This window comes from Prevotella sp. oral taxon 313 (genome assembly GCF_003043935.1).
GTDB classification, from domain to species: Bacteria; Bacteroidota; Bacteroidia; order Bacteroidales; family Bacteroidaceae; genus Prevotella; species Prevotella jejuni.
On sequence record NZ_PYXE01000001.1, the window covers coordinates 1,748,606 to 1,761,069 of the forward strand.

General features: G+C 43.1%; 10 protein-coding genes. 3 read left to right on the forward strand and 7 right to left on the reverse strand.

Features of this window, described 5'->3' with window-relative positions; genetic code table 11:
- Window positions 1-164 precede the first annotated feature (164 nt).
- A complete protein-coding gene (locus AXF23_RS06865; RefSeq protein ID WP_009012937.1) occupies window positions 165-1,670 on the reverse strand; it encodes a glutamine synthetase family protein in 1,506 nt (501 codons plus the stop codon).
- 216 nt (window positions 1,671-1,886) lie between these two features.
- Between AXF23_RS06865 and AXF23_RS06870 the strand changes: the two genes are divergently transcribed.
- A complete protein-coding gene (locus AXF23_RS06870; protein WP_107624778.1) occupies window positions 1,887-2,408 on the forward strand; it encodes a GNAT family acetyltransferase in 522 nt (173 codons plus the stop codon).
- A 228-nt stretch (window positions 2,409-2,636) separates the two neighbouring features.
- Here AXF23_RS06870 and AXF23_RS06875 read toward each other — a convergent pair whose 3' ends face one another.
- The 5 genes from AXF23_RS06875 to AXF23_RS06895 form a co-directional block, all read right to left on the reverse strand.
- Complete coding sequence (locus tag AXF23_RS06875) at window positions 2,637-3,611, reverse strand: endonuclease/exonuclease/phosphatase family protein (protein WP_107624779.1); 975 nt, start codon at window positions 3,609-3,611, stop codon at window positions 2,637-2,639.
- Between the two features lie 27 nt (window positions 3,612-3,638).
- Window positions 3,639-4,433 carry a prephenate dehydrogenase gene (locus tag AXF23_RS06880; RefSeq protein WP_107624780.1) on the reverse strand — a complete coding sequence of 265 codons (795 nt, stop codon included), beginning with the start codon at window positions 4,431-4,433 and terminating at the stop codon, window positions 3,639-3,641.
- A 212-nt stretch (window positions 4,434-4,645) separates the two neighbouring features.
- On the reverse strand, window positions 4,646-5,710 hold the full coding sequence (locus AXF23_RS06885) for a bifunctional 3-deoxy-7-phosphoheptulonate synthase/chorismate mutase type II (protein WP_107624781.1): 1,065 nt from the start codon (window positions 5,708-5,710) through the stop codon (window positions 4,646-4,648).
- 74 nt (window positions 5,711-5,784) lie between these two features.
- Complete coding sequence (locus AXF23_RS06890; RefSeq protein ID WP_233251254.1) at window positions 5,785-6,924, reverse strand: pyridoxal phosphate-dependent aminotransferase; 1,140 nt, start codon at window positions 6,922-6,924, stop codon at window positions 5,785-5,787.
- Window positions 6,925-7,022: 98 nt separating this feature from the next.
- Window positions 7,023-7,853, reverse strand: coding sequence for a prephenate dehydratase (locus AXF23_RS06895; RefSeq protein ID WP_107624782.1), 831 nt, complete (start codon window positions 7,851-7,853; stop codon window positions 7,023-7,025).
- A gap of 645 nt (window positions 7,854-8,498) precedes the next feature.
- Between AXF23_RS06895 and AXF23_RS06900 the strand changes: the two genes are divergently transcribed.
- Complete coding sequence (locus AXF23_RS06900) at window positions 8,499-9,449, forward strand: aldose epimerase family protein (RefSeq protein WP_107624783.1); 951 nt, start codon at window positions 8,499-8,501, stop codon at window positions 9,447-9,449.
- A gap of 116 nt (window positions 9,450-9,565) precedes the next feature.
- Complete coding sequence (locus AXF23_RS06905) at window positions 9,566-10,435, forward strand: hypothetical protein (protein WP_107624784.1); 870 nt, start codon at window positions 9,566-9,568, stop codon at window positions 10,433-10,435.
- Between the two features lie 106 nt (window positions 10,436-10,541).
- Here AXF23_RS06905 and AXF23_RS06910 read toward each other — a convergent pair whose 3' ends face one another.
- On the reverse strand, window positions 10,542-12,461 hold the full coding sequence (locus tag AXF23_RS06910) for a heavy metal translocating P-type ATPase (RefSeq protein WP_107624785.1): 1,920 nt from the start codon (window positions 12,459-12,461) through the stop codon (window positions 10,542-10,544).
- Window positions 12,462-12,464 lie beyond the last annotated feature (3 nt).

Consider the following 12,464-nt stretch of genomic DNA (forward strand, 5'->3'; position numbering starts at 1 on the left):
AAGATAGAGAGGTGTAAGTGATAGATAGAAATGACTTACGTTCAGTGTAAATCATACTGCAACAGGTAAAAGACGATGATTATAAAAATCCCAGACAACCATTTTGTTGCCTGGGATTTTATGTTAGTACTAATCTTATTTACAGTTTAGATAGATGTTTTGTTTTATCCGCAGTGGAAGTACTGGCGAACAAGTTTTTCCATCATCATCTCCTTGCCCTCTATCTCTTGACGTAGTGTACGGTCATTGTATGAGCGGAGCTGTTTGATGATACCATCAATCATGGCAGGAGAGAACACATCATACTCTTCATAAACCTTGCGTTGACGTTCCAAGCAATCCGCTGAAGCAGCACAGCTATCAGGCAGTTGAGCCAATGTAGCATAGCGTTCAGCATTCTTTGGATCGTGGATGTCACCGTCAGCAAAGGTTCTCTCTGCCTCTGCCTCAGCGTTGGCCATCTCGAAGCCATGGCGACAAGCAACGCAAAGACCAGCCAAGAGCTGATAGATATCAGCCGAAGCGTCAGGTGAACGCATCTCGACAGTCTGCTTGATAGAGTAGTCACGTGCTGTAAGTGGCTCCACGTTGTTAGCCTTATGGCACATATCTTCGCCAGAAGTCCAGCCTAATGGTACACGAACAAGCACAGAACGGTTGCTCATACCCCAGCATACATTTGTTGGAGCCTCCTGATGTGGAACAAGACGGAAGTAAGATGTTGGGTTCTTATTACCAAAGGCAGTGATACTTTCTGCCAAATCCATCATACCCGCAATAGCCTTACGAGCGTCCAGTGACAACTTACCATTGTCTAACATCATATTCTTTCCGTCCTTCATTATGCGCATGTGGATGTGCATACCAGACCCGGCTTTGCCCACAGTAATCTTAGGAGCGAAAGTAATATCAAGTCCTTCCTCATAACCTAAGCTGCGGATAACCCATTTAGCAATGAGTAATTGCTCCGCACACTCGTTTGCAGGGACTGGTAAGAACTCAATTTCGTTCTGTTCATAGCAGCGTCCATTCTCCACGAAGTTGCCCACCTCAGAGTGTCCATACTTAATTTTTCCGCCACACTCGGCAATTAGTTGCATAGAGCGCATGCGGAAATCGTTACCCTTAGAGAAAGGTGTACTCTCGTGATAACCATGTTGGTCGTCAGCAGGGAACACTCCCTCATCCTCTCGGATAACATAATACTCTAACTCACCCATAGCCTGAAACTCCATGCCTGTCACTTTCTTAAAGGCATCCATAGCCTTTCGGAGCGTGTACTCAGGTGATGAAGCTAACGGATTGCCGTCACGATCGAAGAATGAACAGAGCATGCAAAGCGTTGGAATCTCTGAGAAAGGATCGATGAAAGCCGTAGAGAAACGAGGCATTACATAGAGGTCACTACTTCCTGCAGCAATGAAGCTGAAGAGTGAAGAGCCGTCAACGCGCTCGCCACTTGTAAGGATTGTCTCCAAGTAGTCGGGGGTGTGGAGCATGAAATTCAATGTTTTCAATCGTCCATCACCAGCAGGATACATAAAGTTTACCATTTTGATATTCAAGTCTTCGACAACTTGTTTGATGTCATCTTTCGTAAACTCATGTGCATTCTTCCCAAGGTGTGCTTCCAGCCTATTAGCTGAACGCGTAAAAAGGTTATTCTCCATTGTCATAGGTTTTATAAAGTTAGTATTCGATTCTGCTGACAAAAATACATATTAATTTCTTTATTCGCAATTATTTTACGTACTATTTTTCTTCACATCATTATTGGTAACCATCTTGTCCTTTTTCTTTTTGTGTCTTTTTCCTATCTATGTGAACCTTGATGTTAGGTTTTCTTTGTACTTTTGTATCGTTGGAGTAATAAAAGGAGATATCTTATGACAAAAAAGAAAACAATAAATCTGTCGAATGGTCGTACTGTTAAGAAAGCTTCTATAGGGGATTTGTCTGTTGTAATGGACTTTATTGAACAAGGGAAAGCAAAGATGATAAAAGCTGGCAATCCTAATCAATGGTCAGCAAACTATCCTGCTGTAGAGACCATAGAGCGTGACATTGTGCAAGGCGATTGTTATCTGCTTTATGAAGGAGGCAAGGCCATTGCAACATTTGTATTCAAAGAGGGGCCAGAGCCTAATTATCAGCGTATTGATGATGGCAGTTGGCTCGACGATCTACCTTATTATGTTATCCATCGTGTGGCATCTGCAGAAGGTGTACATGGTGTGATGGCAGACGTCATCAGCTATTGTTCGTCGTTTACCTCCTCCATTCGTATTGACACACATGCAGACAATCGTCCTATGCAAGCATCCTTGACTCGCTTAGGTTTTGTTTATTGCGGTGTTATCTATGTGGAGAATGGGGATAGTAGACGAGCTTTTCAACGTATCTTTTAGCTATCTATCACCGTATTACTTTGTTCCCTCTTTCAAAGTAAGTGATTGTTTACGTTTTAGACCTCTAAGTTCTCCTTCCTAATAATAAGTCTCGTAATTGATCGTTAAGTTCTTCTTCTGAATTATTTTCATGAAAAGAAGAATTTATTTACACGAACGGAAATATTTTTTTTCATGAAGAAAAATATTTTTCTTCATGAAAATAAATCAAAGAGAGAGTTGTTTGCTTCAATGGTGAAGACGTAGAACAAGTGGTAAATGGTCGCTAAATCCATTGTTAAAACGCATTCCATTATAGTTACGGCGGGGCTTTACTCCGCCGTATTTCGTATCTTCTTCTAACAAGAAGGGTGCATCATTGATACGACAACCAGCCACCCACGACCGTAGGTTATCACTAATGAGCATCTGGTCGAGGCTACCCCACTCTCCATGATAACGATAGGTTCCTTTCGCACCATTACGTCCCTGCACCCCTGCCGACACATTAAACAACCCATGGTCGTATGCGAGTAAAAGCGAAGGACTGTCAGCATAATCATTGAAGTCGCCCATCACCAATAGTTTCGGTTCTGTATAAGTACGGCGAAGAGAGTCTATCGCATTGCATAACCGCTCCATCACGTGTTTTCTAAAAGGTCGGGAATAAAGTTCGCCACCCATTCTACTCGGTGCATGAAGTAGGAAGATGTGTAGCGTATCACCGTTTTCTATTTCGCCTTCTACATGTAGGATATCACGAGTCGGGCGCATATTCTTCATCGGTTTGACGCGTAACGTATCCGCTTTAATCAAGCGGAAGGAGAAAGGCGAGTACAATAAAGCCACGTCAATACCACGAGCATCATTAGAGGAAGTCATCACATACTCATAACGAGCCTTACGTAACAATGAACGACGAGTAAGATCAAAGAGCACACTATCGTTCTCCACCTCACATAAACCCACTATATCGGGTAGCGACCAACCGCTGCTATCTTCCCCACAAGCAATGATTGCTTGTCCTATCCTATTCAGTTTCTGCCAGTATTTAGTACGTGTCCAATGACGGGGAGAGTCTGGCAAGAACTCATGGTCGTCTTTTAAGGAATCATGCCGAGTATCAAACAGGTTCTCGGTATTGAACTCAACAATCGTTAAACGTGTTTGAGCTACTGACAGAAGCGTACTCAACAGAAGAAAGGAGGTTAATAATATGCGCATAGTAGTTAGGTTTTAAGGATATAGCAATTATTTCTTTATTTCAATATCTCGTGCCACATGATTGCGAATCTTGGTTAGATAAGCTTTCATTTTAGCTGCATCTTTATCGTTGATAATCTGTAACAGTTCCTTTAACTCTGTGCGTATCTGTGCCACTTGGTCATACGTATAAGGATTGAATAGAATCTCTTGCAGCAGATAATCGTCTTCGTTCAATACTCCCTTAGCTATCCGCATGTGCCGTTTGAAGGTCGTACCTGGTGCATCTTGGTGTTTCATCACAGCCGCAAAGACGAAGGTAGAGACAAAGGGAATACTCAAAGAATAAGCTACAGTCTTATCGTGTTCCTCGAAGCTATACTCATATATATTCAAGCCGAGACTTTGGTAGAGGTCCTTAAAGAAGATTCGGCCCATATAATCGCCTTCACTGATAATGATTGCATTCTCTTCACTTAGCTGATTGAGGTTGGCGAAGGTTGGACCAAACATCGGGTGCGTAGAGACGTATGGGTGGCCACAGTGGTCATACCACGCTTTCAGGCCCGTCTTTACCGAACTGATATCAGACAAGATACAGTCCTTCGGTAATACGGGTAGCACCTCTTCAAATGCTGATAACGTATATTTCACTGTTACAGCATTGATGACAAGCTCTGGTAGAAAGCCTTTCACTTCCTCCAAAGACGTAAACCTCTGACAGTTATAAGTAAAGCGAAGACGGCGTGCATCCTTCTCGTAAGCAGCCACTTCATGGTCGAAACTGAGCAAGTCGATGAAGAAACTTCCCATCTTTCCTGCTCCCATAATTAGTATTCTCATGTTTGCTTGAGTGTTAGGTGATTGGTGTTGGGTGATAAATGATAGGTGGTGATGAATTGTTGTGTTGGGTGTTTACGAATTATAATGGTGACTGTTAGGTGATGAGTAGTGAGTAAAGAAAAGCACATTTAGGAGATTTTTACATAACGTCATTACATCCCCTTCATCACTATTCATCAACACCTAACACCCATCACCCAACACCCACTACCCTATTTATTCACTATCTCCAATTGTTGACGTACACTTTCCTCATGTATGAGTTCAAAGACTTGAGCAGCAAAGTTAGCATCCATACCACAAAGACTTGCTTGTGCACCACGCTTCTCAAGGATTTCATTGTACCGACCAGCCTGAAGAATGGTCATGTTGTGCTCCTTCTTAAAGGTTCCTATCTCTCGACAAATACGGAAACGCTTGGCAAGTAGACCCATCAAAGAGTTGTCTATCTCGTCTATCTGTGTACGAAGGAAACGCAGCTCTTCGGCGGTTGAGTTATGATCACGCACCACTAAGAGAGAAAGGATATAATCGAGTATTTCAGGGGTGACCTGCTGTGCGGCATCACTCCATGCCTTCTCTGGACTACAATGACTCTCAACAATCAGACCATCAAACCCTAAGTCCATCGCCTGTTGGCAAAGGGGCGCTATCAAGTCACGTCGTCCTCCAATATGACTTGGGTCACAGATAATCGGCAGACCAGGTATTCTTCGGCGCAACTCAATAGGAATCTGCCACATAGGAGCATTCCTATAGATCTTCTTTTCATAACTTGAGAATCCTCGATGGATAACTCCCAGTCGCTTCAAGCCTGCTTGATTAAGACGAAGAAGTGCCCCTATCCACAGCTCAAGGTCTGGGTTTACAGGGTTCTTAACCAATACTGGGATGTCTACTCCTTGTAAGGCATCGGCCAAAGCTTGCACCGCAAAAGGATTAGCAGACGTTCTTGCACCTATCCACAAGATGTCCATATCATACTTCAAGGCAGCCTCAACATGCTCAGGTGTAGCTACTTCGGTAGCAATCAGCATTCCTGTCTCTTCTTTCACTTGCTTCATCCATGGTAAGGCCATCTCACCATTACCCTCAAAACCACCCGGTTTCGTCCGTGGTTTCCATATACCTGCACGGAAAATATGGCATCCCTTGGCTGCAAGATTGCGTGCTGTAGACATCACCTGTTCTTCTGTTTCAGCCGAACAAGGACCAGCAATAACTATAGGGCGTTCCTTATCGCTCGGTAGTCGTAAAGGTTCTAACTCTAACTCCATAATTATCTATCTTTTAGTCTTTACTTTCTTAATTGTTCTCCAAAGGTAATATAAATGATGCATATAACCTTATTTTACCAGTCTAAAGATGCAATACGGGCGTACGCTTCCTTCATCTGCTCGTCTTTTGCACATAGAGAGAGGCGCACATAACGTCGACCATTACTCCCAAAGATGAAGCCAGGCGCTATAAACACATGTGCTTCATGTAACACACGCTCTGTCAGTTGTTCTGCATCAACATACTTCTCGGGTATCTTACCCCATAGAAACATACCGACTTGAGCCTTATCATAGGTGCAACCTAACAGTGTCATTATCTCTTCTGCGATAACTCGACGGGAGCGATAAACGGCTATGTTATAGTACTGATGCCACTCATCTGTATTCGTATTCATGGCTTCGGCTGCTGCTAACTGAATACCTCTGAAGGTTCCTGAGTCGATATTACTCTTCACTTTCAGTATCCATGAGATGAATGTTGGGTTGGTAACGCACATTCCAACACGCCAGCCTGGCATATTATATGACTTCGAAAGGGAGTTAAATTCAATACAACAATCCTTTGCGCCAGGTACTTGTAACAGGCTCAACTTCTCCCCTTCATTGAGAATAAACGAATAGGGGTTATCGTTAACGACAACTATACCATGTCGACGAGCAAAGTCTACTAAGCGTTGATAGGTCTCTCGACAAGCATTCCCACCTGTTGGCATATTCGGATAGTTGGTCCACATCAGCCGAACTCGGCTTAAGTCCATTTGCTCTAATGCATCGAAATCAGGTTGCCAACCATTGTCTTCCCTCAAGTCATAGGTGACCACCTCTGCTTCTAATAGTCGGGAGAGTGCTGTGTAGGTAGGATAACCTGGATTAGGAACCAACACCTGCTCGCCAGGATTTACGAAGGCCAAGGTGACATGTAGGATTCCTTCCTTAGAGCCAATGAGAGGTTGTACCTCTGTAGCAGCATTTATCTCTACATCATACCACCGTTTATAAAAGCCAGCCATAGCCGTACGGAGTTCTGACGTACCTATTGTAGGCTGATAACCATGCTCTGACGATAGGCAGGCTACCTCACAGAGTTTATCAACAGTTTGTTTTGACGGTGGCATATCTGGGCTGCCAATGGCCAAGGAGATGATATCCTTTCCCTCAGCGCTCATCTTTGCCACCTCCTTCAGTTTGCGTGAGAAGTAGTATTCTTGCACCTCCTACACTCTATTTGCTGGCTGTATCATAGGCAGTTGTTTTGTTGTCTTTTGTTATTGTTCCTCCTACTGAGGCATTGCCTCAGTACTCCTTCCCTCTAATTCTCCTTATACTCCCCCAATATCTTGATACTTTTCACCAAAGGAGTGATGGCATGTATTGCCTGACGATAGCGTGTAAAGTTATCGAAGGTCAAGTCTACATAGAAGAGATACTCCCACTCGTGACCGATAACGGGCAATGACTGAATCTTCGTAAGATTGATGTCATAGAAGGAGAGGATGGTTAACACCTTACTTAAAGAGCCTTCTTCATGTGGGAGAGAGAAGACTATACTCGACTTATCCACCTCTGTCAAGGAGCGTAGGAGGTCGGCTTTCTGTGGATGACAAGCCACCAGAAAACGTGTGAAATTATGTTTATTGTCTTCAATTGAGTCTTCCAAAATCTTCAGTCCATAAAGTCTTGCGGCGTCAGCAGAACATATTGCAGCACAACCATGGCATTGGTTCTCTACAATATAAGCTGCTGAACCAGCGGTATCGTCAGCTTCTACTGCCTTTATAGTAGGATGATTACTAAGGAAAGAACGGCATTGCATAAGGGCTACAGGGTGAGAATGTACCTCAACAATGGTTGACCAGTCATCATCTGGCAGACAACAGATACAATGCTGGATATGTAGACGCTGCTCACCAACGACCATTGTACCTGATTGACGCAGTAGATCGTAATTATGCAACAGGCTCCCTGCTATCGTGTTCTCTATTGCAAGCATAGCAATAGCAGCAGAATCACTCTTCACCTCAGCAAATACATCCTCAAAGGTAGCGCAGCAAGTGAGTTGTATCTGCTCATTTGCAAAATATAGATGGGCTGCAATATCGTGAAAACTCCCGTACTCTCCTTGTATAGCTATTCGTTTCATTCGCTTCTTCTGTCTGTTGGTTATCAACTAATATGTACTAAAACGAAAACGATCCCACTCTGTATTGAGCGGGACCGTTTCGTTATGTATTTCTAAAAAAACTTTATTCTCTTAAGTTGAAATCTATACGCAACTTCCCGCTTTGCACTTTTCTGCAAAGTAAAAATAGAAGTAACGGAAAGATACATAAAGTTTCTTCATATCTTCGATTTCGTTTATATTCGCCTGCAAATGTATTACTTTTATTCTTTACAAGCAAGTATTTTGAGAAAAAATTACTTTTTCTCCATCATTATCTTACGTTTTTTGCTATTTCTTTCTTATCGTTCTCTGACAAAGAACACGCTCAAACTCATATCTATTTACATCTATCTTAACCCACTAAAACAAGCATTTCCTATCGATTTAGGATATAACATCACTTAAATACGTCATGCCCTTCTATTAAAATAAGGAAATTCTAAGCAACATATAAACTTTTTTACTATCTTTGCATAAGATAGGCTGCACTCGACAAAATAAGAGCAAGCTCTCTTTATACTCGTTTGCACTATCTTTGCATAAGATAGGCTGCACTCGACAATACGAATGCAAGCATTCATTGTACTCGTTTGCACTATCTTTGCATACATAATAGAATGACCTATGAAACAGTTATATGCAATACTGACAGTAGCAATGCTTAGCGTTGTCCTCTGCTCACACGCACAAGATCAGGTTCAAATTCGACTTGTGAACAGCAATGGTATGGAGGCTGTCATCAGTAACTATGGTGCACGTCTTGTCTCTCTTACTGCTCATAACTGGAACGGTAGACTGGAGCCTGTCGTTAAGACATATACTAATAAGGAGGAGTATATGAAAGACAGAACCTTGGGAGCAACACTCCTCTTCTTTGGTAAGAATCATGAAGAGACCTTGTCAGGGAAGATGTGGGAGCTTGTTAGTTCTGACAACCAATCGGTTACACTACGATATGTGACTTCAGAAGGTGAGAACGGATTAGATGGAAAGTTAAACGTTACCGTTACCTATACCCTATCCGACCAAAACGCACTTGACATAGACTACCGAGTTGCGACGACTGCTAAGACTAACTTGGAAGTAACAAACGGTATATGCTTTAACCTTTCAGGTGAGATGCACCGCTCCATCATCAAACAGCATCTTTGGGTTGATGCTGTTCAGATGAACACATACAATGCACAAAGACAACTGACAGGTGTTCTTCAACGTATTAAAAATACTCCTTTCGATTTTACTAAACCAAGAGAAATTGGCGAAAGAATTAGAAGTACAAGGAATGGATACGACAATGCCTATCAGTTGCGACACCCTGATAATATGCAGAAGCCGGCCGCCATCCTCTTTGATGCACAAAGCGGGCGTGCAATGACAGTCTATTCAAGTGAACCAACCCTCAACATCAACACCTACGGAAAGGATAGTCAGGGGATTACATTACAACCGATTCACACGGGATACAATAGCGGTATGGAGAAAGTAAGTAATGAACTACAGCCTGGACAGGTACTCCACAGTGCCACAGTCTTCTTCTTCACAACCGATCCACCACTGATTATGCGTACGAAATAACACACATGTGCTAACGTCATGAGCATAGTTCAGCGTCATATCAACATCTTGAAAAAGCGCTAATTATCATTAAAAGACTTGGTGATTGGCCTTCAAATATTTATATTTGCAACCAAATGAAGAAATATAGTTTCATAATAGCGGCTATTCTCTGCATGCCTTTACATGCACAGAATACTAAAGAGAATCACAATGGGAACACTTCTACAGTGGAGCCCATCGAGTCGGCGCGTCTACAAGGGCCACGTGAAGCCACTGAGGCAGAGAAGGAATATGCCAGACAAATGGCTGAAGACCGTGCACAACAGGCACAAATCGACAATAATCTACCCCTTATTACGGAGAACGGACAGACCGTTACGCCAAACGACTACTATTATCCGGCTTGGGGATATGGTGTTGGACCATGGAGATTACACAAGGGTCTGAACATCAACCTTGGTGCTTCGGCCTTTGCGAGCTTTGGACATGGTAACAATCATGGTGCTGGTTTCTCACAGGACGTATCGTTGATGTATGTAACAAACCTCTCTAAGAAAGCTACATTGGCTGTGGGTGGATATGTAAACCACCTTACCTATCGTGGCGACAACTATTTCGTCGGTGGTGTCAATGCTGTCTTTGGCTATCAGTTCAATGAACATTGGAGTGCATACGCATTTGTTCAAAAGGCCTTCACATCCAACAACTTCGGCCAAGCCTTTGGTTATGGAGCCTACGGTTCACCTTATTGGGCAGGCTACGGTGGCTTCGGCTATTCTCCTTTCGGTTATGGTTATGCATCAATGGGATACGGATACGGACCGATGGGATGGGCTTACGGCACTGGAGTAAGTCGTTACATGGACAGAATTGGTGGTGGTGTGACTTATCAATGGGGTTCAAACAACCAGAATTCAGTTTCTGTTAGCGTAGAGTTTGACCGTCTCCCTTCTCAACATAATGGTTTCTATAATACCAATCGATACGATTATCCTGTGAGATAAAGAGGTATTACAAATACATAGAAAACAAATAGAGTTTACTATTTACTATCGTTCATTGCAGAACAAGTAATTAGTAAACTCTATTTTTTATAAGCCTAAATCAAACTTACTTCATCCATCTTAAGCGAAGACTATTAAGTACAACACTAACACTGGAGAATGCCATCAACGCACTTGCCCACGATGGGGTAATCTGCCAATCAATGCCGAAAGCATACAGCAGACCGGCTGCTAATGGAATACAAACAATGTTATAGATGAAAGCCCAGAAGAGATTCTCCCAAATCATACGTACTGTATTGCGACTCAACTGTATCGCTTCTGGGATAGCCGACAAGTCATCTCCCATGAGTGTCACCTGTGCTACATCCATAGCTACGTCCGTTCCCCTACCAATAGCAATACTTACGTCTGCCAAAGCCAAAGCTTGTGTATCGTTAATACCGTCACCTACCATTGCTACTCGCTTCCCTTCGGCTTGCAGCTGTCTAACAAGATTCTCCTTATCTTGCGGCAACACCTTACTATGATAGTGTTTTATACCAGCCTTTTCAGCCCAATAGCGAGCCGCCTCGTCCTTATCTCCACTCATCATATAGACCTCAATCCCCTTCTTCTGTAGCTCATCCATAGCCTCACGAGCATTAGGCTTTAATGTTTCACGCTCTTCAAAAGGAAGGTTATCAGCCTTTGTAAAATCAATATTCTTATTAGGTATGGTCAAAGTTCCCGTCTTATCGGTCACCAACACATCAACCTTACGCAGACTCTCTAAGGCTGCAGCATCCTTAATAAGGATTTGTTTCTGAGCGGCTTTACCAATACCAACCATCAGGGCAGTTGGTGTTGCCAATCCCATTGCACATGGACAAGCAATGACTAAGACGGCAACAGCTGACATGATTGCCTGTGGTAAAGCACTATTCCCTCCTATCAACCACCATAAAAGAAAGGTAACAAGAGCAATACAAGCTACCACTGGAACAAATACTAAGGCTGCTTTATCAACGATTCGTTGGACTGGAGCCTTTGAACCTTGTGCTTCTTGTACCATTTTAATTATGTGAGCTAAGGCTGTATCCTCACCAACTTGACGAGCACGCATGCGGAACTTACCTTGACTTGGTATTGTTCCTGCCAACACCTTTGAGCCTTTTTTCTTCTCCGCAGGCGTTGGTTCACCCGTTATCATACTCTCATCAACGTAGGCTGCATCAGCTGTCATAAAGCTTTCTGCCCATATCACCTCACCATCTACAGGTACCTTTTCACCAGGACGAACCTCCAAAACATCCCCAACCTCAATGGTTGAGAGTGGAACCTCCTCTATCTTGTCGCCATCAACGATATGTGCTGTCTTCGGAGCCATACCCATCATCTGACGAATAGAAGATGCCGTACCGTCTTTAGCCTTCTCTTCTAACAGTCTACCAGTCAAAACGAAGGTTATAATCATTACCGAAGCATCAAAGTAGGTGTGCCATACAACTCCCCTACTTGCCCATACGGCGTCTCCCCAAAACGTGTTAAACGCACTGAAAAGAAAGGCAATACCCGTAGACAAAGCCACCAATGTATCCATGTTTGCACTGCCATGACGCAACTGTCTAAACGAAGATACATAGAACTGCCGACCGCAATAAAGCATGTTTGCCAAGGCTATCAATAACGCAACCTGATTGGCTATATCACGTGAACCCAAGTCTATCCATCGCATAGACACACACATCACAGCTATTGAGAACAACCATGACAACGCAGTCTTACGCTTTAAGAGTACATACTCACGCTTCTCTATCTCGTCTACCGACGTCTCCTTATCTATCACTAAGTCATATCCAAGCGCATTGATTTCAGCCTTCATCTTCTCAAGTGAGATAACCTGAGGATTGAAATCAATCAAAGCTGAACGCCCAGGTAGCGAAACTGAAGCAGAATTAACACCCTTGAGTGTATTCAACTTCTTCTCTATATTGGCTGAACAAGCTGAACAAGCCATACCAATAACTGGAATTGTTTGTTTCATAAT

Bases quoted from the DNA above. Each gene is read 5' to 3' on its own strand.
- AXF23_RS06880 (WP_107624780.1), bottom strand. From the start codon at position 4,433: ATGAGAATACTAATTATGGGAGCAGGAAAGATGGGAAGTTTCTTCATC.
- AXF23_RS06895 (WP_107624782.1), bottom strand. From the start codon at position 7,853: ATGAAACGAATAGCTATACAAGGAGAGTACGGGAGTTTTCACGATATT.
- AXF23_RS06910 (WP_107624785.1), bottom strand. From the start codon at position 12,461: ATGAAACAAACAATTCCAGTTATTGGTATGGCTTGTTCAGCTTGTTCA.
- AXF23_RS06905 (WP_107624784.1), top strand. From the start codon at position 9,566: ATGAAGAAATATAGTTTCATAATAGCGGCTATTCTCTGCATGCCTTTA.
- AXF23_RS06900 (WP_107624783.1), top strand. From the start codon at position 8,499: ATGAAACAGTTATATGCAATACTGACAGTAGCAATGCTTAGCGTTGTC.
- AXF23_RS06875 (WP_107624779.1), bottom strand. From the start codon at position 3,611: ATGCGCATATTATTAACCTCCTTTCTTCTGTTGAGTACGCTTCTGTCA.
- AXF23_RS06870 (WP_107624778.1), top strand. From the start codon at position 1,887: ATGACAAAAAAGAAAACAATAAATCTGTCGAATGGTCGTACTGTTAAG.
- AXF23_RS06885 (WP_107624781.1), bottom strand. From the start codon at position 5,710: ATGGAGTTAGAGTTAGAACCTTTACGACTACCGAGCGATAAGGAACGC.
- AXF23_RS06865 (WP_009012937.1), bottom strand. From the start codon at position 1,670: ATGGAGAATAACCTTTTTACGCGTTCAGCTAATAGGCTGGAAGCACAC.